Annotated in this window: 17 protein-coding genes; 10 read left to right on the top strand and 7 right to left on the bottom strand. The window is 66.2% G+C overall.

Translation table 11 applies throughout. From position 1 onward, the window contains the following. Nucleotides 1–26 precede the first annotated feature (26 nt). Nucleotides 27–1,556, bottom strand: a complete 1,530-nt coding sequence (locus ABZZ22_RS10920) for a long-chain-fatty-acid--CoA ligase (RefSeq protein ID WP_354930592.1) — start codon at nucleotides 1,554–1,556, stop codon at nucleotides 27–29. Nucleotides 1,557–1,730: 174 nt separating this feature from the next. Between ABZZ22_RS10920 and ABZZ22_RS10915 the strand changes: the two genes are divergently transcribed. Then, a complete protein-coding gene (locus ABZZ22_RS10915) occupies nucleotides 1,731–4,775 on the top strand; it encodes a cytochrome P450 (protein ID WP_354930589.1) in 3,045 nt (1,014 codons plus the stop codon). A 21-nt stretch (nucleotides 4,776–4,796) separates the two neighbouring features. Here ABZZ22_RS10915 and ABZZ22_RS10910 read toward each other — a convergent pair whose 3' ends face one another. Beyond that, nucleotides 4,797–5,333, bottom strand: a complete 537-nt coding sequence (locus ABZZ22_RS10910) for a helix-turn-helix domain-containing protein (protein WP_354930586.1) — start codon at nucleotides 5,331–5,333, stop codon at nucleotides 4,797–4,799. Nucleotides 5,334–5,391: 58 nt separating this feature from the next. Here ABZZ22_RS10910 and ABZZ22_RS10905 point away from each other — a divergent pair, with 58 nt between their 5' ends. The 7 genes from ABZZ22_RS10905 (at nucleotide 5,392) to ABZZ22_RS10875 (ending at nucleotide 14,383) form a co-directional block, all read left to right on the top strand. Further along, a complete protein-coding gene (locus ABZZ22_RS10905) occupies nucleotides 5,392–6,927 on the top strand; it encodes an MFS transporter (RefSeq protein WP_354930583.1) in 1,536 nt (511 codons plus the stop codon). A gap of 121 nt (nucleotides 6,928–7,048) precedes the next feature. Next, nucleotides 7,049–8,935 carry a galactose oxidase-like domain-containing protein gene (locus ABZZ22_RS10900; protein WP_354930580.1) on the top strand — a complete coding sequence of 629 codons (1,887 nt, stop codon included), beginning with the start codon at nucleotides 7,049–7,051 and terminating at the stop codon, nucleotides 8,933–8,935. Nucleotides 8,936–8,986: 51 nt separating this feature from the next. Then, nucleotides 8,987–9,496 (top strand): hypothetical protein, encoded by a 510-nt coding sequence (locus ABZZ22_RS10895; protein WP_354930577.1) that lies wholly within the window; start codon nucleotides 8,987–8,989, stop codon nucleotides 9,494–9,496. Between the two features lie 133 nt (nucleotides 9,497–9,629). Continuing rightward, a complete protein-coding gene (locus tag ABZZ22_RS10890) occupies nucleotides 9,630–11,852 on the top strand; it encodes a molybdopterin cofactor-binding domain-containing protein (protein WP_354930574.1) in 2,223 nt (740 codons plus the stop codon). Nucleotides 11,853–11,864: 12 nt separating this feature from the next. Further along, the gene (locus ABZZ22_RS10885) at nucleotides 11,865–12,329 is read left to right on the top strand and encodes a (2Fe-2S)-binding protein (protein ID WP_354930571.1); all 465 of its coding nucleotides are present in this window, start codon (nucleotides 11,865–11,867) and stop codon (nucleotides 12,327–12,329) included. Between the two features lie 117 nt (nucleotides 12,330–12,446). Continuing rightward, nucleotides 12,447–13,262: an oxidoreductase gene (locus ABZZ22_RS10880; RefSeq protein WP_354930568.1), complete on the top strand. Its 816-nt coding sequence runs from the start codon at nucleotides 12,447–12,449 to the stop codon at nucleotides 13,260–13,262. Nucleotides 13,263–13,285: 23 nt separating this feature from the next. Then, nucleotides 13,286–14,383, top strand: coding sequence for an NmrA family NAD(P)-binding protein (locus tag ABZZ22_RS10875; protein WP_354930565.1), 1,098 nt, complete (start codon nucleotides 13,286–13,288; stop codon nucleotides 14,381–14,383). 28 nt (nucleotides 14,384–14,411) lie between these two features. Here ABZZ22_RS10875 and ABZZ22_RS10870 read toward each other — a convergent pair whose 3' ends face one another. Both ABZZ22_RS10870 and ABZZ22_RS10865 read right to left on the bottom strand, forming a co-directional pair. Further along, a complete protein-coding gene (locus tag ABZZ22_RS10870; protein WP_354930562.1) occupies nucleotides 14,412–15,929 on the bottom strand; it encodes an aldehyde dehydrogenase family protein in 1,518 nt (505 codons plus the stop codon). A 49-nt stretch (nucleotides 15,930–15,978) separates the two neighbouring features. After that, entirely contained in the window at nucleotides 15,979–16,548 is a 570-nt protein-coding gene (locus ABZZ22_RS10865) for a TetR/AcrR family transcriptional regulator (protein WP_354930559.1), read from the bottom strand. Between the two features lie 277 nt (nucleotides 16,549–16,825). Here ABZZ22_RS10865 and ABZZ22_RS10860 point away from each other — a divergent pair, with 277 nt between their 5' ends. After that, nucleotides 16,826–18,175, top strand: coding sequence for a 4Fe-4S binding protein (locus ABZZ22_RS10860; RefSeq protein WP_354930557.1), 1,350 nt, complete (start codon nucleotides 16,826–16,828; stop codon nucleotides 18,173–18,175). Between the two features lie 52 nt (nucleotides 18,176–18,227). Continuing rightward, the gene (locus ABZZ22_RS10855; RefSeq protein WP_354930554.1) at nucleotides 18,228–19,190 is read left to right on the top strand and encodes a PDR/VanB family oxidoreductase; all 963 of its coding nucleotides are present in this window, start codon (nucleotides 18,228–18,230) and stop codon (nucleotides 19,188–19,190) included. 31 nt (nucleotides 19,191–19,221) lie between these two features. Here ABZZ22_RS10855 and ABZZ22_RS10850 read toward each other — a convergent pair whose 3' ends face one another. From ABZZ22_RS10850 to ABZZ22_RS10840, 3 genes are all read right to left on the bottom strand, one after another. Then, the gene (locus ABZZ22_RS10850; RefSeq protein ID WP_354930551.1) at nucleotides 19,222–20,103 is read right to left on the bottom strand and encodes an alpha/beta hydrolase; all 882 of its coding nucleotides are present in this window, start codon (nucleotides 20,101–20,103) and stop codon (nucleotides 19,222–19,224) included. Between the two features lie 497 nt (nucleotides 20,104–20,600). Beyond that, complete coding sequence (locus ABZZ22_RS10845; protein WP_354930548.1) at nucleotides 20,601–21,569, bottom strand: LacI family DNA-binding transcriptional regulator; 969 nt, start codon at nucleotides 21,567–21,569, stop codon at nucleotides 20,601–20,603. Between the two features lie 133 nt (nucleotides 21,570–21,702). Beyond that, on the bottom strand, nucleotides 21,703–21,945 hold the full coding sequence (locus tag ABZZ22_RS10840) for a hypothetical protein (protein ID WP_354930545.1): 243 nt from the start codon (nucleotides 21,943–21,945) through the stop codon (nucleotides 21,703–21,705). Between the last annotated feature and the right edge of the window lie 8 nt (nucleotides 21,946–21,953).

The following is a 21,953-nucleotide window of genomic DNA, read 5'->3' as shown; positions in this document are numbered from 1 at the left end:
TTTAACGAACCTGACCGCACATGCGGTCATTCGATCTTTGCTTTGAGATGACGCTTGAGAATCTTCCCCGTGGGGTTGCGGGGGAGCGCGTCGACGAAGGTCACGCCGGTCGGGCACTTGTAATGGGCCAGTCGTTCGCGCGCGTACGCGATCAGCTCGGCGGCATCTGTCGTCGAGTCATCCTCGAGCGTGATGACTGCGTGCACGGTTTCGCCCCATTTCTCGTCGGGCGTGCCGATGACGGCGACTTCGGCAACCGCGGGGTGCTGAATCAGCACGCGCTCGACCTCTGCGGGGTAGACGTTCTCGCCGCCCGTGATCACCATGTCCTTGACTCGATCCTCGACGTAGAGGTACCCATCCTCATCCATTCGGCCGGCATCTCCCGTCCGCAGCCAGCCGTCCACGATGGTTTCGGCCGTCGCCTCGGGCTTGTTCCAGTAGCCGATCATCATCTGGGGCGACTTGACCCAGAACTCGCCGACCTCCCCTGGCGCCGCGTCCTCGCCGCTGCTGGGAATGACGACGCGTACCTCGCTGCCGGGCAGCGGACGTCCCGCGGAAGCACGCAGCTGAGGACGCTTCGGGTTCCGGTGGTCATCGGGGCCGAGAACGCAGAAGACGCCGGACATCTCCGTCATGCCGTAGACGGAGTACAGGGGGGTGCTGAGTGTTTCGAGGGTCTTGTCCATGAGGGGTGCTGGCATGGGGGAGCCGCCGTAGCCGATCACTTGGAGGCTCTTGGTGGCTTCGGCGACGTCGTCCTGGGCGAGCAGCATCTGGATGAGGGCAGGAACGAAGAAGGCATGCGTCACCTGCTCTTTCTTGATCACGCTCAAAAGGTCGGCGGGGACGGCGTCGCGGGCGATGATCGTTCGCCCGCCTGCGTGCATGCTGCCGATCGCCCAGCTGGTGCCTCCGACGTGGAAGAGCGGCATCGCAACGAGGTTCACCGTCGACTCGTCCATCTGATACGCCGGCAGCAGCCCCTCGCTGTGCGCAGCGAGGCCGCCCTGGGAGAGCATGGCGCCCTTCGGCCAGCCTGTCGTTCCTGAGGTGTAGAGCTGGAGGAAGCAGTCAGTCGCCTCGGCCTGGTGGCGGTCGGTGAGCGGCGGGCCGCTCGCGACAAGACCTTCATACTCATCCTTGTCCCCTCCGAGGACCACGATCCGCCGGACATGTGGCAGCTCGGAACGAATCGCCGCCACTGTCTCGACGAACTCTTCACCCACGATGAGGATCTCAGCAGCCGAGTCGGCGATGACGTAGGCCAACTCCTCCTGCGACAGGCGGAAGTTGACCACTGCGTGGGCTGCGCCCAGCAGGGAGGCGGCGAAGGTCATCTCGAGACACGCGGGGTGGTTCTTGTCGAGGAAGGCGATCCGGTCGCCTTCGGTGACTCCTTCGGAGCGGAGAGCGCCTGCCAGCCGCAGGATCCGGTCATGAAGCTCGGTCCAGGTCCAGGCCTGGCCGTCGAAGGCGAGTGCGGCGACATCGGGCCTCAGGCCCGCCTGGCGCTCGATGATCTCGAAGATCCCGCTGGAGGTGACGTCCATGCTCGATGCTCCTGACTGTACGTGCGGTCAATTGATTGCCGACAGCATAACCTCACTGTGACCAGTGACACAAGGTTGACTGACCGTCCGTACGGTCATTATCGTTGTCTGTGTCAGTCCTCGCCGATGTCGGCCGTGGCGGGAATACGACTCAACAACCGGAGGATCACTGCCGTGACCACTGAACTGCGCGACATCCTCACCCCGTCGATGTACGCCGACGGCATCCCACACGAGTACCTCCGCGATTTGCGACGCGAGCACGCTGTCGTCCGGATCGACGAGCCGAGTGCCGGCGGATTCGCGGGTGGTCAGGGTTACTGGCTCGTGCTCAGGCATGCCGAGGTGAGCCACGTGTCTCGTCATCCCGAGGATTTCTCATCTTGGAGGGGCACCAGCTTCCTGCGCGAGCAGCGGCCGACCGATGTCGCGGTCCTGCGCCGGATGATGCTCAATATGGATCCGCCCGAGCACAGCTCGCTGCGCAAGATCGTGAACCGGGCGTTCACCCCGATGGCGATCCGGAATCAGCTCTTCGATGCGATCAAGCGGCACGCTCGCGAGGTCGTCGACGCCATCTCTGAGACCGGTGAGACGGACTTCCTCGCGAACGTCGCCGCCGAGATGCCGCTGCTGGTGCTCGCCGACGTCCTCGGTGTGCCGCCCGAGGACCGTAAGTTGCTGTACAGCTGGACGAACCGCCTCGTCGGTATCGACGATCCCGAGTACGGCGGTGACCCCCAGGGATTCCTGTCCGCCTTCACGGAGATGTTCGCCTACTGCCGCGCTGCCACCGCAGAGCGCCGCAAGAGGCCGACGGGCGATCTGTGGAGCACGGTTGTCAACGCCGAGGTGGATGGTGAGTACCTCTCCGACGACGACCTCGACCGGTTCTTCCAGCTGCTGGTCATCGCCGGCAACGACACCACCCGCAACCTGCTCGCCAACACGATGCTGACACTGTCGGAGCACCCGGACCAGTTCGCTCGGCTGCGCAACGATCTCTCGCTCCTTCCGGGTGCCGTCGAGGAGGTGCTGCGGTTCAGCCCTTCGGTGATCCAGTTCCGGCGCACCGCCACGCGGGACGTCGAGCTCGCCGGTCAGCTGATCGCCGAGGACGAGCGCGTGATCATCAACTACGCGTCGGCGAACCGTGACGAGAGCGTCTTCGAGAACCCGGACACGTTCGACATCACGCGCGATCCCAACCCGCACATCTCATTCGGGGACGGCACTCACTACTGCCTGGGCGCCAACCTCGCTCGCATGCAGGTGCAGACGCTGCTCACCGAGCTCTTCACCCGGCTTCCCGACATCGAGGTCAGCGGCGAGGCAAGCCACATGCAGTCCGGCTTCATGAACGGCATCAAGAATCTGCCCGTCAGCTTCACTCCGGTCGGGAAGCTGGGGCCGCTGGCCGTCGTCGGTGCGGACCTGCATGGCGGACCGGCCGAGACCGACGTACCGGCGGGTGGGTCCGAGGTGCCGACGCACGCCACGCCGATGCTCGTCCTCTACGGCTCCAACTTCGGCACGGCCGAGGAAGTGGCCGACGAACTTGCCAACGCTGGGCGCGTACGCGGCTTCGATGCTCGGGTAGCGCCGCTCGACGAGGCGGTGGACAACCTGCCCGCCGAGGGGGTCGTGCTCATTGCTACGGCCACCTACAACGGCACGCCTCCAGACAACGCGGTGAAGTTCGCAGATTGGATCACCAGCGGATCGCCCGACCTCACCGGCGTGAAGTTCGGTGTCTTCGGATGCGGCAACCATGAGTGGGCGCCTACGTTTCAAGACTTCCCGCGGCTCGTCGACACCCGCCTCGATCAGCTGGGCGCCACCCGACTGCATCCACGCGGCGAAGGCGACGTTGCTGCGGACTTCGACGGCGACCTCCAGGCCTGGGACGCAGCTCTGTGGCCTGACCTTGCCGAGAGCCTGGGCATCGACCTCGGAGCCGTTCCGGGAGCGGGCAGGCCTCACCTCCGCGTCGAGTTCCTGCCCAGCGACCGGCCCAGCCCGTTCGTCCAGTCCCTCGGCGCCCAGCCGATGCGGATCATCGAGACCCGCGATCTGACGAAGCCCGACGGCCCCGTCGAGGTGCGTCCGGTCCGCCACATCGAGCTCGAGCTGCCGAAAGGCGTCACCTATCAAGCCGGTGACCATCTCGGTGTCATCCCGCACAACAGCGAGGCACTCGTCGCGCGCGTTGCTCGGCGGTTCGGCCTCGAACCGGATGCCTGGGTGCGCCTGGCAGCGGAGGACGGAGTCAGCTCGTTCCTTCCGCTGGGGGAGCGGGTGACGGTGCGGCACCTGATCAGCGACTACGTCGAGCTGCAGGGGGTCGCCGGACGCCGCGACATCGAACGCCTCCTGGAGCACACCGAGTATCCCTGGAGCCGGACGCGCCTCGAAAGCCTCTTGGACGCAGACACCTATCGCGCCAAGGTCCTGGCCCGACGACTTTCGGTGCTGGACCTCCTCGAGATGCATCCGACGTGCCGCCTGCCGTTCGAGGTCTTCCTGGAGCTGCTGAGCCCGCTGTCGCCGCGCTACTACTCGATCTCGTCATCGCCCCAGGTGCAACCTGACGCGTGCTCGATCACGGTGGGAGCTCTGGCCGGAGAGGCCCGATCGGGGAACGGGACCTTCTTCGGTACGTGCTCGAACTATCTGTTCGACCAGCAGGCCGGTCGGGTGGTGCATGCCTTCGTCCGGGACACGTCCAGCTCCTTCCGGCTGCCCGAGGACTCGAGCGTCCCCGTGATCATGATCGCGGCGGGCACTGGGCTCGCACCCTTCCGTGGTTTCCTTCAGGACCGCGCGGAGGCCAGACGAGCCGGGACGGACTTCGCTCCGTCTCTCCTGCTGTTCGGCTGCCGCCATCCACAGGCCGACGAGCTCTACCAAGGCGAGCTCGGCCAGCTCGCCGAGGCGGCCGGTGTACAGCTCGCCTGTGCGTACTCTCGCGTGCCGGACCTGCCCCGCGTCTACGTTCAGGACCGGTTGCGCGACATGGGCGGGTACGTGCTGGATCTGCTCGAACAAGGCGCAGCGATCTACGTCTGCGGTGCTGCCGTCGTAGCTGATGGGGTCCGCTCGACGCTCGTCGACCTGCGCTCGGAGATGCGCAAGGAGACGGCTGAGGACGCTGAAGCGTGGATGAAGGAGCTGACCGAGAGCCGGCGCTGGCTTGTCGACGTGTGGGCCAGCGGCTGATTCGAAAGGTCTTCCGTACGTCTACGGGCTCGGCTGGGCGCGATCCTCGCCCCTGAATTGCACTGCGGTGTCGTCTAGCGCGACCGGGTGGTCGTTGCCGCACGTGATCTCGGTCTTGACGGGGGATCCGCACTGCTTGTGGATCAGTTCGAGGCCGGAGTGGTGGTCGTCGTTGAGGAGCTCGCCCCATTCGATCAACGAGACCAGGACGGGGAACAGGCGGCTGCCGAGGTCGGTCAGTACGTACTCCTGGCGTGTTCGCGAGCCCGGGTCCCGATACGGGCGGCGGGTGAGCACCCCGTGTGCGACGAGCTCTTTGAGGCGGCCCGCCGCGACGGCCTCGCTCAGGCCCGAACGGTTGACCAGATCCTCGAACCGGGTGGCGCCGAAGAAGACCTCACGGAGCAGCACCAGCGCAGAGCGTGTGCCGATCAGTGCGAGCGAGTGTTCCATGCGGCACATGCCCTGGAGTGTCCAGGCGTCGCGGTCGGCGAACGCGCCTTGGCGTTCCACGATGGCTACTGACTCGGTGGTCGAGGTGTCCGTTTCGTTGACCATAGGCGTCATTGTATCTCTGGCTTGGCAAGACCAAAGCCAGCTGAGTACCCTCCTGACTATGTCTTCCAATAGTCAGGTCACGGATGCCGCAGGCCCTTCGTCGGCCGACCGTGCATCGCGACGTCGGTGGCTGGGCGTCTTGGTGGTCTGTATCGGCGTGATGATGTCGTTCGTCAACGTGTCCTCCACGCTCTCGGCGCTGTCCTTCATCCAGCAAGATCTGCACATCTCGGGGACGACGCTGATCTGGGTGTCGAGTGCGTTCCCGCTGGCAATGGTGAGCATGCTCATGTCGGCGGGAACGTTCGGTGAGCTGTACGGACGTCGGCGTACCTACTTCGCCGGCGTGGTCCTCTTCGGTGTGGGGAGTCTGGTCGCGTTCCTGGCCGGCAATGCCGGCGTCCTGATCGCCGGGCAGGCCGTGATGGGCCTCGGGGCCGCCGCTGCCATGCCGACCGGACTGTCGATCATCAGCAACACCTTTCCCGACCAGCATGAAAGAGTCCGGGCCATCGGCGTGTGGGCGAGCACGGCCGGCATCGGGCTCGCGGTCGGGCCTCTGGTCTCCGGTGCGCTGTTGGACAACTTCTCCTGGCACAGCGTCTATCTGATCAACGTGGTCCTTGCTGTGGTCGCGGCAGGGCTGGTCCCGATCTTCATCGCAGAGGGCAAGCATCCGGGCCGCCGACTGGACCCGGTCGGGATCGTGCTCGGCACTGTCACCAGCGCCGCGCTGGCGTACGCGGTCATCGAGGGCGGGTCGCGTGGCTTCGCGACCCCGTCCAGCATCGCTGCGTACGTGATCGTGGCGGTCGGCCTGCCAGCGTTCGTCGTGGTCGAGCTGCGACATCGCGACCCGATGCTGGATCTGCGGTTGTTCCGCAGCGCCTCCTTCGCGGCCATCCAGCTCGCTGCCGCTTCGGCGATGTTCGGATTCGTCGGGGTCTCCCTGTTGGTGATCCTCTATCTCCAGCGCGTCGCGCACCTGGACGCGTGGAGCACCGGAGTCCACATGCTGCCGTGGATGTTGAGCTTCGTCGTGGTGAGCGCGGTTGCCGCGCGCGTGGTGCGTGCCGTCGGATTCGCCGCGGCCCTCACCGCTGGCCTGGTGCTCATGGGCGTGGGGACGCTTGCGCTTCTGCGGGTCGGCATCGTGGACGGATATGACGCGATGTGGCCTGCCCTGCTTGCCCTGGGGATCGGATCCGCTCTCCTGGTAGGTCCGTCGACGGCGGCAGCCGTCAACAGCGTCTCGTCCCTGCAGGCCGGCATGGCCTCTGCCACAGTCAATACGTTCCGCCAGTTCGGGGCGATGCTCGGCACCAGCATCCTCGGCACCGTCGCTGCCACCCGGTTTCCCCAAAACCTGACCGCGGAGCTCGCTGAAGCCGGCGTCGGCCCGGGTGTCGCCGATGGCGTCGTGGCCGCGGCGGCCCGAGGCGTACGTCCCGAGGTGCCGCTCGTGCTCCGGCCGCTCCTGGATCAGGCTGTTCCGGAGGCGTTCACCAGCGCACTGCACCTGGGCTTCGCCGTCGGCGGAGTCGTGTTGCTGGTCGCGGCGATCCCCACGGCCATCTTCGTCCGTCGGCGCTAGCCGGCGCATCGGCTCGCGAGGACTTCTCTTGCGCTGCTCTCGAGCTCTTGGTTAGAGTGACCGCCCGTACGGTCACCTCTCGGGTGGCATCGTCGCCTAACCAGCCGAAGCGAGGCCTCTCATGCGACGCTCATCTGTCATTGCCGCCGCCACTTTCGTTGCCGCGAGTCCCTCGCTGGCCGCGCCGGCCTTCGCGGAGACGTCGTATCCGGAGGACATCGGCAGCTTCGGTGTGGTGTTTGCCGACCCATCGGGCCACGAGTGCGTCGAGGCCCAGGACGACTCGGGGGAGCGGTGCAAGCCGGCCGCGGTGAGCGCGGCGGTCCTGCCTTCCGGCAAGATCCTCTACTGGGACGGCATCGAGGGCATGAACCACATCGGGCTCAATGTGGTTCTGGAGTTCGGCGAGAAGGCGATGGACGACCAGGCCCGGGTAATGGACGTGTCCGGGTCTGAGCCGTCCTGGTCGGTGCCGACACCCAAGGACACCAACGGCAATCCGGGCGGATACGACGAGAACGCCGAGTACCTGCCGCTGATCCCGCACGACAACGACAACAAGAACAACGACGGCAACCTCTTCTGCGCGGCCCACGTGTTCCTGCCCGACGGGCGGCTGCTGATCAACGGGGGCACCGCCTACTACTCCGAGCCCAGCATTCCGGGCACCGACTATGGCGTGCTTGAGCCCGTGGGGATCAAGAACACCCGCATCTTCGACCCCAAGACCAACACGTTCGAGCCCGCTGCCGACATGAGTTACGGCCGGTGGTACCCGTCGACGATCAGCCTGGCCAGCGGGAAGGCCTTCACCGTCAGCGGTGTGCGCAAGCTGGTCAAGCCCATCTACCCGGACAGCCCCGTCACCGACTGGCTGACCAACGTCCGCCAGACCGAGACGTACAACCCGGCGAGCGGCAAGTGGACGACGAACCCCCCGAGCGCCGACAAGTCGCTGCCGCTGTATCCGCGGATCCATCTGCTGCCCGACGGCAAGGTGTACTACGACGCTGCAGGGCAGGCGTTCAACCCGATGGGCGAGGCCTACGACGAGGCCCTGTGGAACATGACCAGCGTCTACGACCCGGCCAAGCAGTCCTGGACCAACCTGGGCGTCCCCGTGATCAACGGTGTGCCCGCAGGGTTCCGCGGCTCCGGGTTCTCGGTCATGATGACGCTCGAGCCCGACCAGGACGGCAAGTACAGCTCGGCCGAAGTCCTGTCTGGCGGGGGCGTCCTCGGCATGACCCCGGGCACGTATCTCGGCTCCAACAGCGCCACGCTCAACACAATCGACACCGCGAACGGCGACAAGTTCACCAGTAAGTCGGTCGAGCCGATGCACCACCCACGCTGGTACGCGAATGCTGTGGTGCTGCCCGACGGCAAGGTGTTCGTCGCCAACGGCGCCAACGTCGACGAGGACGTCAGCCCCGGCCTCGGCTTCCCGATCCGCGACACCGAGATCTTCGACCCGGAGACCGGCGAGTGGACCAAGACCGCGGCTCAGACCCAGGGTCGGACCTACCACACGACTGCCACCCTGCTGCCGGACGGCCGGGTGATGCTCGGCGGGCACGCTCCCTTCCCGTTGATGTTCGGACCGCAGAACAACATCCTGCACGACACCGTGGGCGCCAGCCGGAACACGACCGACCCGAGCTTCCAGATCTACTCCCCGCCGTATCTGCACTGGGGCGAGCGCCCGAAGATCGCGGCGGCGCCGGCCAAGGCGGTGAACGGCGGCACGATGAAGGTCGTCGTGGACAGCCCGACGTACGTCAGCAGCGTTCGCCTGGTGCGCAACCCGTCGATGACTCACCTCGTCGATCCCGACCAGCGCACCGTCGAGCTGGCGGTCGTCGAACGATCGGGCAACACGCTGACGCTGGCCGTTCCGGACAACAAGGTGCTGCCGCCCGGCCCCTACATGGTCTTCGCCAACCGCGACTCCGAACGCGGCGAGATCCCGTCGGTGTCCAAGCCGGTGATGGTCGGCAGGGGCTGAGCGGTGCTCCGTGCAGGCTTGGCCGTCGCGGCGGCCGTAGGTGCCGTCGCGATGGCCATCTCCAACGCCCCGGTCGCAGCGGCTCATGGTGGCGATGCCGAGCCTGTCGAAGGCACGTATCGGGCGGTGGTCCACGATGTACCGCCCGGCGTCGTGGTGCATCCGCTGCAGGGCCGTATCGCCGGTTTCTACGCCGAGGTCGGCGCCGGGCACCAGCTCGTCGTCCGGGCTACCGACGGTGGGGAGCTGGCGCGGATCGGTGCGGCAGGCAGCGCGGCGAGCGGCAGCTGGCTGGAGAAGCGCGTGCGCATGCCTGCCGAACAGTCCACTCACGACCACCTCGCCGTCGTGGACGGCTGGAGCGTCCCGGTGACGTACGACGGTGACCCGGCCGCGATCCGCGGGGTCGTGGAATGGGTTCCCGTCGGACCGCAACATGACGATCATGGCACCCCGGCCGGTGTCGCCATCGGCACCGGCGGAGGGGCCCTGGTCACGGCCACGGTTGGGTTGGTTCTCCTTCGGCGGTGGCGTCGAGCGACCTCTGCCGCGAGTCGCTGATGGGTGCGATCCGTTCGGGCTGGCCCCTGTCGTTCCGCGCGGTGTGTCTCTCTTGCGTGACGTCCGACACATCACGTACCGTGTGCCCGAAACTACTGACCGCATGTACGGTCGATCCTCGGAGGAGGCTCTAATGTCGGAGCAGATCGGCGATAAGGTCGCCATGGGTCGGAGGCGGTTCTTGACCTACCTCGTGGCCGCGCCAACGCTGACCGTGGCTGCCCGTTGGGGCCTCGGTGCCGACGTTGCGCAGGCAGCGATCATCAGCCCGCCGCGGCCGTCGGAGCTTTACGACGTCGGCGACTTCTACAAGCAGACGTGTGAGCCGACCAAGAACATGATCCTGCTGGAGGTGGCCGAAGACGGCGACGCGACGTTGTGGCTGCACCGCATGGAGGTCGGCCAGGGCATCACCACCGCAAGCGCGATGCTGGTGGCCGAGGAACTCGATCTCCCGCTGTCGAAGGTGCACGTCCCGATGCGCGACGCCGACCCGGCCTTGCTGTTCAACCAGCTCACTGGCGGGTCGACCTCGATGCGGACGGTTTACGAACCGATCCGACAGGCCGCGGCCGAGGCGCGGGCGCGGATGGTTGCGGCGGCGGCGCGCCAGTGGGACATCTCGGCAGCGCAGCTGACGACCCGGGACGGCCTGGTAGTGACTCCGGACGGGCGCACGGCGACGTACGGGTCGCTCGCGTCCGCGGCGGCCGACCCCGGGTTGAGCGTGATCGGCGTCAAGACGAAGTCGTCGTCGGAGTTCCGTGTGATCGGCAAACCGGCCAAGCGGATCGACGCGCACAAGATGGTCACCGGACAGTTCCAGTACACCCTCGACCTCGGCGTGGTTCCCGGTGCCAAGCCGTGTCTGGTGCACCGCGCACCGACCATCCAAGGTACGCCGAAACAGGTGCGCAACGACGCCGAGGTGCGGGCGATGCCTGGCGTGATCGACATCGCTGTGATCGAGACCGGGGTGGCCATCCTGGCTGAGACCTTCGGGCAGGCATGGGACGCGAAGAAGGCGCTGCGGGTCAACTGGAACGCAGGCACGGTCGACGGCCTGTCCAACGACGACATCTTCGCCAAGCTCGAGGCGGCGACGGTCCCGCTTGCGGTGCCGGGTGGCCTGGTGGACACGATCGACGCGGAGTTCCGATTCGCGCCGGTCAGCCACGCACCGCTGGAGAGCAACTCAGCGGTCGCCGACGTGCGGGACGACCGCGCTGAGATCTGGTCCGGGCTGCAGACGCCGATCTATGCGCAACAGGACATCGCCGAGGACCTCGGACTTCCACAGGACGCGGTGAAGGTGCACGTGGTGCAGTCTGGCGGCGCGTTCGGGCGGCGACTGTTCCATGACGGGGCGCTGGAGGCGGCCCGTGCCTCGAAGGCGTTCGGGCGACCGGTGAAGCTGATGTGGACCCGCACCGACGACATGCGGCACGGTCGCATGCGCGGGCCCAGCTTCCACCGGGTGCGGGCCACCCTCGCGGCCGGCCAGGTGGCCTCATACGAGCACCGGATCACGCAGACCAAGACCGACTTCAGCCATGGCATCGGCGAGATGATCACCGCGAAGCTCTCGGTCGGCCCAGGCAACCTCACCTACGCGCAGAGCTTCTTCAATCTGATGGTCGAGTGCCCCTACAACTTCGGCGTCGTCACCGAGGTGCTGAACGAGCCCGAGGACATCCAGCTCAACACCGCGTCATGGCGGTCGGTGTACTCGGCGATGGTGCGCGGCGCCGAGGAGCTGGTCGTGGACGAGATCGCCGCCAAGCTCGGCAAGGACGCCTACAAGTTCCGCCGCGAGTACCTCAAGCACGACGACGCCCGTGCGGTGCTGGACAAGGTCGCCACCGAGGGCGGTTGGGGCCGAAAGATGCCGCCAGGGCACGCGCAGGGGATCGCGCTGCACGTCGAACACCGCGGGTCGTGCGCCTTCCTGGTCGAGATGGACGCCACCGACCCGAAGCGACCCCGGGTGTATCGGGCCACGATCGTCGCCGATGTCGGCCGCCCGATCAACCCGCTCGGGATCGAGGCGCAGATGATCAGCGGCCTGACCGACGGTATCTCCACCACGCTGCGCACGGGGCTGCACATCAAAGACGGCCTTCCGCTGGAGGGCAGCTACTCGCAGTCACACTTCGCCCGGCAGAAGGACAGCCCGCGGGATGTGAAGGTGTTCGTCATGCCGCCCAGCCGAGAGGAACCCGGTGGAGTCGGGGAGCTGCCGGTTCCGGCCGCCGTCGGAGCCATCGCCTGCGCCTACGCGCGAGCGACCGGAACCAAGCCGCGCCACTTCCCGATCAACTTCGACATCGACTTCGACCCCTTCCCGCCCAACTGACCGGAGGCTCCCGTGCCCACATACACCCTCACCGTCAACGGCAAGAAGACAACGGTCGACGCGCCTGCCGACCTCGCGATGCTCTGGGTCCTGCGCGACAAGCTCGGCATCACCGGGCCCAAGTTCGGCTGCGGCATCAACGTCTGCAAGGCCTGCACCAGCCACCTCAACGGCAAGGCGTTCAACCCCTGCGTCACCCCGGTCTCGGAGTGCGCGGACCAGAACGTCACCACCATCGAGGGCCTCGCTGAAGGCGACGAGCTGCACCCCGTGCAGCAGGCGTGGCTGGATCGAGACGTCGCCGAATGCGGCTACTGTCAGCCCGGCCAGATCATGGCCGCGGTCGACCTGCTCAAGCGCAACCCCGACCCCAGCGATGCCGAGATCGAAGAGATCGAGAACGTCTGTCGCTGCGGCACCTACGTCCGAATCCGCGAGGCAATCAAGCAGGCCGCGCGCGAGATGGGCGGCGCCTGATCCTCGAGGCCTGAGGTGTCTGTTGGTAGACGCGCGGAACTCGTTCTTGCAATGTGGAACCGATCGGTTTACGGTAGGCGTAAACCGATCGGTTTCTCAATTGATCCAGGAGACGTGATGACCGCAGAGCAGCAGGTGGCAATCGTGACGGGGGCATCCTCCGGCATCGGGAGAGCGACGGCGCTCGCGCTGGTAGAGGCGGGCTACGAGGTGGTCGGAACCAGCCGCGATGTCTCGAAGGCGGGCTCGGTGGACGGAGTCGGACTCATCGATCTCGACGTCGTCGACGAGCGGTCGGTCACGTCGGCGGTCGCCCAGGTGACCGAGCGCTTCGGAAGGATCGACCTGCTGGTCAACAACGCCGGGATCGGCTCGCTGGGTGCGGCCGAGGAGACCTCCATCGCGCAGACCCGAGCCCTTTTCGAGACCAACGTCTTCGGGGTCATGCGCATGACTCGAGCGGTCCTGCCGCACATGCGCAGCCAGCGCAGCGGGCGCATCGTCAACGTCTCGTCGGTCGTCGGGTTCCTGCCGACGCCCTATATGGCGATCTACAGCGCCTCCAAGCATGCGATCGAGGGCTACTCGCAGTCCCTGGACCACGAGGTTCGCGAATACGGTGTGCGCTCGCTCCTGGTCGAACCCGCCTACACCAGCACGGGATTCGAGGCCAACAGCACGCTGGCCGACGAGGCCTTGTCTGCCTACGACGTGCGGCGACGCGACATGGGCCGCCTGCTGGCTGCGGCTATCAAGGACGGCGACGACCCCACTGTCGTCGCCAAGGTGGTCCTCGCGGCTGCGACCGATGAGCGCCCGAAGCTGCGCTACACCGCGGGTCCTCAGGCCGGCCGCGCCGGCCTGCTGCGGCGCCTCGCTCCCGACCGGATCTTCGACCAGCAGATCCGCAAGCTCAACAAGCTGCCCGCCTGAACTCAGACTTCGGAGTCGTCACCATGTCTTCTCATTCCACCTCCACCATCTTCGTCATCGGCGGCACCGGGGCACAGGGGATGCCCATCGTCAAAGCTCTTGTCGCCGACAAGAAGTACGCCGTGCGGGTCCTCACCCGCGATGCCACATCCCCTCGCGCCAAGGCTCTCCTCGCGCTCGGTAACGTCACTATCGTCGAAGGGTCATTCGCGGACGAGGACGTTCTGCGTGAAGGATTTCGTGACTGCGACGGAGCGTTCGTCAACATCGACGGTTTCAACACTGGCGAGAAGACCGAGACCTACTGGGCTTTTCGCAGCTATGAGATTGCTATCGAGGAAGGGATCAAGTTCTTCGTCTATGGAAACCTGGACTACGCCCTGAAGAAGTCAGGTTACGACTCCCGGTTCCGGACCGGCCACTATGACGGCAAGGGTCGCATGGCCGAATGGGTGCTCTTCCAGAACGAGAAGAACAGGGACAGGATGGGAGCGGCGGTCTTCACCTCAGGTCCCTACATCGAGATGGTGATCTCGCCGCTCACGCCCATGACGCCCAGCATCGAGGACGGTGTCGTCACGTGGCGGGTCCCGCTCGGTGACGGCGCCGTTCCACACGTGGCTCTCGACGACTGCGGATTCTATGTCCGCTGGCTCTTCGATCACCCGGAACGGGCCAATGGCATGGACCTCGAGGTCGCGATCGAGCACGTGACCTATGCGGAGATGGCCGCGGCGTTCGAGAAGGTCACCGGGCATCCGGCCCAGTACATCGACACCGATCTGGAAACGTACTGGAACAGTCCGGACCTGAAGGGGATCGCCGATCACCCTGCCGGATACAACGCCGATCCGAACGACAAGAGCACCATGAGCTTCCGCGACAACTTCACGGGCTTCTGGAACGTGTGGAAGCACGGGATCATCACCAGGAATTACGCACTGCTCGACGAGATCCACCCCAACCGGATCAAGAGTGCTGAGGAGTGGTTCCGCCGTGAGGACCAGCTGGGGCGCGAGCTCGGCAAGGGAGGTCTCTGGGAGAGGGTCCAGCCGGAGAACTGGAGCATGGACTCGGCGGTCCTCAAGAGCAGTGCGGACTTCAGGACAGGCAAGTTGTAGCCATCACACGTCGCGACGACAACCTCGGTCAGCGGTGCTGGTCGGGGCTGTCGTGGTGAGCGAAAGTACGTCGGGTGGTCAGGTCGGCGCCGGTGAGCACACCGGCCCGGCCGAGCAGTCGGCCATTCTCCCAGTTGGACAGTCCGAGCTCGGGGCGGTCCAGCGCGTACTGGCCGTCGACCCAGCGGGTGAATCCGTCGCCGACGAACGGGGCGTTGACCCGGTCGCGGAACCGAGCGTACGCCGCCGTGTCGGCCGAGACGAAGGACGCCACGAACTGAGGGCTGTAGGTGTTGAAGAGTCTGACTGCTTGGTCGACATCGTCGACCACCACGAGGCTCAACTCGGGCGTGTCCTCCCACTCCCACTCGGTCCCGAGCTCGTCGAGGGGCAGCAGGCTCGCGCGCGGCTCCAGGGACATCCGCTCGGCACGCCGCACCTCGATACGGCGCTCGAACTCGTCCCGTGACACCCAGCCTTCGCTTCCGTCTGCGACATGCACCCGAGCCTCGCCGCCACGCGCCGCGGCGGCGTCGTCTGCTGCCCGCAGCAGCACCGGCACGAGCTCGTCCGCTCGGTCGCGTACGACGGCGACGACGTTGAGGGTGTTGCACACCTTGCGGTCCAGGGAATGCCGCACGACGCCCGCGAAGTGCTCGGAATCGGCGGTGCTGTCGGCGACGAGCCACGCGCCGCCGGTGCCGTGGGCACTCACGGGGATCCCGCTCTGGCGCGCGACGCTGCCGAGCTGGGTCACCGCGGCGCCCGAACCGCGTACGACGGCCAGTGCCAGACGGGGGTCGCTGAACAGGGCCCAGCCGGCGGCGCGGTCGCGCACTCCGACCAGGCTGATCGCGGCTTCGGGCAGGCCTGCGGACCGCAGGGCGGGGCGCAGGGCGTACCGGTCGATCGCCTGAGCCGTCGCGAGTGCGTCGCCGCCGATGCGGAGCACCGCGGTGTTGCCCGTTGCCAAGACACCGGCGGCGTCGGCGAAGACGTTGGGACGCCCCTCGAAGACGAAGCCGATGACGCCCAGGGGAGCGGAGACGATCTCGACGCTCCAGCCGTCGTGCTGGACGCGCTCGACCAGTTCGCTGGGACCGTCTGAGCGGGCCTCCTGCTGTGCGGCCCAACCTCGTAGCCCGGCGACCATGTCATGGCGCATCTGCGCCGAGGCGATCAGCCTGGTCGTCGAACGCCCCTGCTTGTCGGCGCGAAGAACGTCGTCGGTGTTTGCCGCCTCGATGCGGTCCCAGACGACGTCATCAGCCAGCAAGTCGGCGAAGGCGATGTAGAACTGCTGGACCCCGGCCGACGGGGCTGTCCGCAGCTGCGCGAACGCGTCGACCGCCGCATCGACCACGGCTGTCACGGTGGACTGAATCGCCTTGGGTACGTGCAGGAGTGCCCCGGTCGACTGCACGACGTGCAGTTGGTCGCCCGCACGGAAGGCCGCGGCGAGCTCTGCAGGAACGGTTGTGTATCGGTCCCCGCCGAAAGGAATGACCGCGCCTTCAGGCAGGCTGGTCAGTGCGGCGATGGTCATTCGATCTCCCACGTCCAAGGTGTGGTTCTCAGTTCAGCCACCTGGCGGGTCATTGCACCCCTTCAGCGTCGAGGAGAGCGCCCACAGTCGGCGAGACGAGCCCGGTCAGGTCCTCGGCCCCGACTCCCGCCCGGGCGCTGGCCCCGTCGAAGACCACCATGAGCTGGCGGGCCAGCAGATCGGGGTCGCGTGCCCCGCCCCGCTCCACCTCGGCACGGAAGAACTCCGCCAGGGCTTGCTTGACGCCGCGGGCGACCCGACTTGCGGGGTGCTCCGGACTCTTGAGCTCGATCTGGACCGTCAGGTATCGGCAACCCTGGAACTCTGGTGCGACCGCCTCGGTCTCCATTCGATCGAAGACGTGCAGGATCCGCTCGCGTGGTGAACCACCATCGTCCGCGGCGGGGAGGAGCCACGCCGTGTAGGCGGGCGCTCCTCGCTCGAGGCTCGCCGCCAGCAGCTCGTCCTTGCTGTCGAAGAGCTGGTAGAGAGAACGCTTCGAAACCCCCGCCGCCTGGCACAACGCCTGGACACCGACTCCGACACCTTCGCGGTAGCTGAGCTGGGCCGCCGCCTCGAGCAGTCGCTCCTCAGGACTTGCCTTCACCTCCGTGGTCATGCGGCGAGTCTAGCCGGACTCGAGCCGATGCGAAACCGATCGGTTTCTATCGGCGCGTGCTGCCGTGTTCGGCGTGGCCGCACGCCGTCGGTGGCCGTGCCTTCGTTGGAAGGGATGGGGTTGCAATCCGGAAACCGATCGGTTTATCGTTCATGACACCGATCGGTTTCAAACTCGGGCGTGCGGTGTCGGCACCTGACTCGAGCACCCATTTCGTGGCACGACAGCCCGCGTAGACATCGCGCTCCGACCGGGCCAGATCAGAAAGGATCATCCTTTGTCCAGCAAGAACAAGCTCGAGGACCATCCCACCGTCGTGAAGATTCGCCTCCGGGACGACCGGAGTGTCGCGCGCCCCACCGAACCGCTGGACGCGGCGTGGTTGCGTGAACTGTGTCTCGAGGCGGGCGCGGACGATGTCGGTTTCGTCGAGATCGACCGACCGGAGATCTCCGATCAGCGTGAAGACCTGGAGGCCGCGCTACCTGGTGTCCGAACGCTGATCAGCATGGTCAGTCGAATGAACAGGGAGAACATCCGGACGCCGTCGCGTTCGGTGGCGAACCTGGAGTTCCATCATTCGGGTGACCTCATCAACGACGCCGCCAGGCAGGTGGTCCGCGGGCTCGAGGCGAAGGGCGTACGTGCACTCAACCCGGCAATGGGCTTTCCCATGGAGATGGACAAGTTCCCCGCGAAGGCCTGGGTGGTCTCGCACAAGCCAGTTGCTGTCGCGGCCGGGCTGGGCCAGATGGGCCTCCACCGCAACGTCATCCACCCTGAGTTCGGCAGCTTTGTCCTGCTGACCACGGTTCTTGTCGACGCCGAGGTGGGGGAGCTCTCCCGGCCCATCGACTACAACCCGTGCGTGGACTGCAAGCTGTGCGTCACAGCCTGCCCGACCGGAGCGATCTCCGCGGACGGTCACTTCAACTTCTCCGCCTGCTACACGCACAACTACCGCGAGTTCATGGGCGGCTTCGGTGACTGGGCCGAGCAGGTCGTCGAGAGTCGCGATCGGCACGACTATCGATCCCGGGTAACCGACCAGGAGAGTGCTTCAATGTGGCAAAGCCTTTCCTTCGGGGCCAACTACAAGGCCGCCTACTGCATGTCGGTCTGCCCGGCAGGGGAGGACGTCCTCGGTGCCTGGTTGGACGATCGCAAGGCACACGTGGACACGGTCGTGCGCCCGCTCGTGGACAAGGAGGAGACCGTCTACGTCGTCGCCGACTCCGACGCTGAGAGGCACGTGGAAAAGGCGTTCCCGAACAAGCAGGTGAAACAGGTCGCTGCGAGCCTGCGGCCGGCCGACATCGCGGGCCTTGTGGAGGGTCTGCCGCTGATCTTCCAGCGCGAGAAGGCGCTCGATATGTACGCCACGTACCACTTCAGCTTCACTGGATCCGAGACTCGCGAGTTCACGGTGACGATCCGTGATCGTGAGCTCGACATCGACGACGGGCTTCACGGCGATCCGGATCTCCGAGTCTCTGCCGACTCTCAGACCTGGATGCGGTTCCTCTCCAAGCGATCGGTGCTGCCGTGGGCGCTTCTTCGGGGCCGTATCAAGATGCACGGCTCGCCGCGGTTGCTGCTCGCTTTCGGTCGACTCTTCCCGTCGTGACCGATCGATAGGAAAGAAACCCCAGAACTCATCACGAAGGGCACGAAATATCATGGGCATCTCTCGCGTCGAAGTGGAGCGCGATCTCGTAGTGGCAGGTAAGGAGGCGGTGGGCGAAGGTGTTGTGCGGCTGACCCTGCATGATCCAGACGGTCAGCCGCTGCCCGAGTGGGAGCCGGGAGCACATATCGATCTGAAGCTGAAGGAGGACCTCGTCCGACAGTACTCACTGTGTGGAGACCCGGGGGATCGTTCGAGCCTAGAGGTCGCGGTGCTGCACGAGCCCGAGAGCCGAGGCGGGTCGAGCTACGTGCACGACGTCCTCGCCGAAGGCGACACCGTCCGCGTTCGTGGTCCTCGCAACAACTTTCCGTTGGAGAAGTCGAAGCGCTATCTGTTCATCGCGGGTGGCATCGGAATCACCCCGATGCTGCCCATGGTCGCCGCAGTCCATGCCCGCGGAGCGGACTGGAACCTGGTCTACGGGGGACGTACCCGAGCGTCGATGGCGTTCCGCGAGGACCTTCAGCGTGCGTACAAGGGGAGGGTGAAGTTCCGGCCGCAGGACGAGTTCGGTCTGCTGGACCTGCCCTCCCTTCTCGGCAAGCCACAGCGAAAGACAGCCATCTACGTCTGCGGGCCGGAGCCGCTCCTAGCGGCGGTCGAGGCGGCCTCGCAGAAGTGGCCGAAGGACGCGTTGCACGTGGAGCGGTTTGCGCCGAAGCGCGACCTCGCCGCCGGGCCGCGTACCAGCTTCGAGGTTGAGCTGGCCCAGTCCGGCAAGAGGTTGCGGGTCTCCGAGAACATGTCGATTCTTCATGCCGCCGCAGGCGCTGGGGTGTCGGTCTTGAAGTCGTGCGAGGAGGGGGTCTGTGGAACCTGCCAGACGAAGGTGCTCGCTGGAGAGATCGACCACCGCGACTCCGTGCTCGACGACCGAGACCGCGCCGCGGGAGACTCCATGATGATCTGCGTCTCCCGGGCCAAAGGGGACCGGCTCGTCCTGGACCTTTGATCCGATCGGCCGTCGTGAGGGCGTGAGGCGCTCAGGTCAGCGAGTTCAGGAGCTCGGCGGGCACGTCGGGTCGTTCCAGTGCGACGAAGTGACCGGCGCCGGCGATCTCGGTGAACTCCGCCGAGGGGAGCAACTGCCTGTTGGCCTCTCGGTCGGTGAGGCGAGACCAGTCCTTCTGGCCATAGACGAGGTGGATCGGCGCGGTGACGTCGGAGTACCGCGAACGGGCCGCGATCAGGCTGGGGAGATTCCCGTACACGGCGCGGGCGACGGTCGGGTAGCCCGGTCGGCGGCCCACCTCGAGCAGCTCGTCGAGGTAGTCGTCTCGGAGCGAGGCCTTGTCGCCGAGGCCGCCACGGAGAACCGCGCGCATGATCGGCTTGGGCTCCACCGCTGCGATCCGGGGTCCGACTCCCGGGGCAAGGACGCCGGTGACGACGAACCTGGCCAGCAGGCTGGATCGGGCGATTCCGCCTGCATAGTCGTAGGGATTGATCGCAACGACTCGTCGGACCCGGTCCGGGAGGTCGGCGGCCGCGGTCAGCGCGAGGACCGCGCCCATCGACTCGCCGAGGATCGTAACGTCATGCAGGTCCAGTCGAGTCACGAGCGACGTGACCGCGGCGCGCATGGCGGGTTCGTCGTACGAGGCTCCTGGGACGATCTCGGAGTAGCCCATCCCGGGCAGATCGAGGGCATAGACCGTGTAGCGGTCCTGCACCAGGGGAATCAGCTCGCGAAAGTGTTCGGCCTGGGTACGCACCGTGTGCAACAGGACGAGGGATCTGCCGGTGCCTCCGGTGAGGTAGCGAAGTCGCCCTCGCTGCTGGCTGCTGGGTCCTGTGGGATCGAGAACGCGGGCGGTCATCCCCGGGATCCGGATCGTGGATGCGGTCGCTACTTCTTCGGACATGCCATCTCCTCGGGCCTGTGACGTGTCGCGGTTCGGGTGCCACGAGGACTCCACCAGCTGCGACAGCAGACGAGTGCTCGACCCTGGCTACTGGAATCCATAGTCAGAAACCTACCCGATCATGGAAGCGCAAGCCCGCATGAGTGGCTGCCCAAGCTGATCAAAGGCCGGGGACACGACCGACGCTGTGCGCTCGGCCCCACTCGCCGACGCACCGTCGTCGACGAGTGGGACCGATTGGTTCGCTCGCTACGACGCCTCGCGTCGGTGAGGTCGCTCAAACGAGGGAGCGGGCTTCGTCCCTGGCGCCACCCGAGGCCTTCCATGATGCACCACGGCCCTCGCGGATCATCCTGCCGGTCGTGGCGACGGTCTAGCAAGGGTCGGTGGGATCGTGCAGCATCGGGCTGCCCGATCCCACAACGGTCGGTCCTGTGGCACTGCTCTGTGCCGTGGCAGGCGCCTCAGTTCGCCGGCGACGCGAGCGACCCTTCGCCTTACGAGATATTCCGTACGCTCTCGCGGACCTTCAACATGAGCAGCGTCGAGGGGCGCGGCTTGGCCTGCTCCTTCACGCTGTCGGTGACGATCGCCGCAAGCCGTTGGGCCTCTTTGGTCAATCGAAAGGCGATTGTCGTGAGTGCTGGTCGGGTGAGCCTGCTCAAGGGCGAGTCGTCCGCGCCCACTACGGAGACGTCGGCGGGGACGGAAAGTCCCTCCGCTGATGCTGCCATCATCAGCGCAAACGCCACCTCGTCGTTGTAAGCGCAGATGCCGGTCAGGCCGTTAGCCGTTGCCTGGGTCAGCCACTTGCGCACCGCAGACCCATTGTTTCCGGACGGCAGGCGCCAATGGATCAGTCGTCCGCCTGCCTGGCTCAGCTGGTTTCTCGCACCTTCGAGGCGAGGGGTGCTGAACCAGTCCAGAGCCCGGTCGGCAGGGGAGACGTAGGCAAGTGACGTATGGCCATGCTTGATCAGCGCGTCAGCTTGTAGCTTTCCGATCTCAGTCTGCTTCAGAGCAGAGACGTCCTCCCGGTTCGGAACATCGCCCATGAACGAGGTGACTGCGATGCCCCGGCGATCTGCGATGTCGACCTCCGCTTGACTGAGTTCACCTATGGCGACCACCGCTCTAGGAGTCAGCGCGCCGAACACCTGAGTCAGGTCCTCACCCGGGCTGCGCTGGTGGAACAACATCGTGAGGCCGACGGCATTGAGCTCGGAGCTCACTTCTCGGAGCAGGACGCCGAATGGCCCGGTGATCGGCCAGTCCGGCATGAGGCACAGCACGACACTGCTTCGGCCTGACCGCAAGGCGCGCGCCTCTGGTGAGGGTGTATAGCCCAGCTTTTCGGCCGTAGCCAGCACGCGACGCCGGGTCGCTTCGGGGATGGCTCCGGCGTTGGGGTGATCGTTGAGAACGAAGCTCACCGTCGTCCGGGACACGCCTGCTGCCTCGGCCACGTCGCGGCTGCTGACTCGTCCTTGCCTGGCTTGAGTCACTTCACTTCACCCCGAACGTCCCGACGCCACCTTGGCGATCCCACCCTAGTGGTGCTGTTGCGATCTACCGACACGTGCCTCTGCGATTCCATAGTCAAAGTGTGTTGGCGAGGATCGACAGCGAGTGGTCGACCTGGGGGATCCTGGGGTCCTCGTTGAGGTGTCCATGAAGCACCGCCCAAGGAGATCCGCCGTGGATCGATCTCGAGGTGGGCCGCGTTTCGCGCGGCCCAGCGTCCAGTTGCGCTCGCTGGGTCGGGTCGACGATGGCGTCCAACACCGAGGTCATTCCCTCCAGGTGCGGGAACTTGGCGGCAAAATGCGGATCGATAGGCATGGTCGGCT

It is taken from the genome of Nocardioides sp. NPDC006273, assembly GCF_040613495.1.
Lineage (GTDB): Bacteria > Actinomycetota > Actinomycetes > Propionibacteriales > Nocardioidaceae > Nocardioides.
This window is presented reverse-complemented; position numbering and strand designations above follow the sequence as displayed.

Excerpts from the sequence above, each read along its gene's own strand:
- ABZZ22_RS10920 (WP_354930592.1), bottom strand. The coding sequence starts at position 1,556 with ATGGACGTCACCTCCAGCGGGATCTTCGAGATCATCGAGCGCCAGGCG.
- ABZZ22_RS10910 (WP_354930586.1), bottom strand. The coding sequence starts at position 5,333 with ATGGTCAACGAAACGGACACCTCGACCACCGAGTCAGTAGCCATCGTG.
- ABZZ22_RS10905 (WP_354930583.1), top strand. The coding sequence starts at position 5,392 with ATGTCTTCCAATAGTCAGGTCACGGATGCCGCAGGCCCTTCGTCGGCC.
- ABZZ22_RS10900 (WP_354930580.1), top strand. The coding sequence starts at position 7,049 with ATGCGACGCTCATCTGTCATTGCCGCCGCCACTTTCGTTGCCGCGAGT.
- ABZZ22_RS10895 (WP_354930577.1), top strand. The coding sequence starts at position 8,987 with ATGGCCATCTCCAACGCCCCGGTCGCAGCGGCTCATGGTGGCGATGCC.
- ABZZ22_RS10890 (WP_354930574.1), top strand. The coding sequence starts at position 9,630 with ATGTCGGAGCAGATCGGCGATAAGGTCGCCATGGGTCGGAGGCGGTTC.
- ABZZ22_RS10880 (WP_354930568.1), top strand. The coding sequence starts at position 12,447 with ATGACCGCAGAGCAGCAGGTGGCAATCGTGACGGGGGCATCCTCCGGC.
- ABZZ22_RS10875 (WP_354930565.1), top strand. The coding sequence starts at position 13,286 with ATGTCTTCTCATTCCACCTCCACCATCTTCGTCATCGGCGGCACCGGG.
- ABZZ22_RS10870 (WP_354930562.1), bottom strand. The coding sequence starts at position 15,929 with ATGACCATCGCCGCACTGACCAGCCTGCCTGAAGGCGCGGTCATTCCT.
- ABZZ22_RS10865 (WP_354930559.1), bottom strand. The coding sequence starts at position 16,548 with ATGACCACGGAGGTGAAGGCAAGTCCTGAGGAGCGACTGCTCGAGGCG.
- ABZZ22_RS10855 (WP_354930554.1), top strand. The coding sequence starts at position 18,228 with ATGGGCATCTCTCGCGTCGAAGTGGAGCGCGATCTCGTAGTGGCAGGT.
- ABZZ22_RS10850 (WP_354930551.1), bottom strand. The coding sequence starts at position 20,103 with ATGTCCGAAGAAGTAGCGACCGCATCCACGATCCGGATCCCGGGGATG.
- ABZZ22_RS10840 (WP_354930545.1), bottom strand. The coding sequence starts at position 21,945 with ATGCCTATCGATCCGCATTTTGCCGCCAAGTTCCCGCACCTGGAGGGA.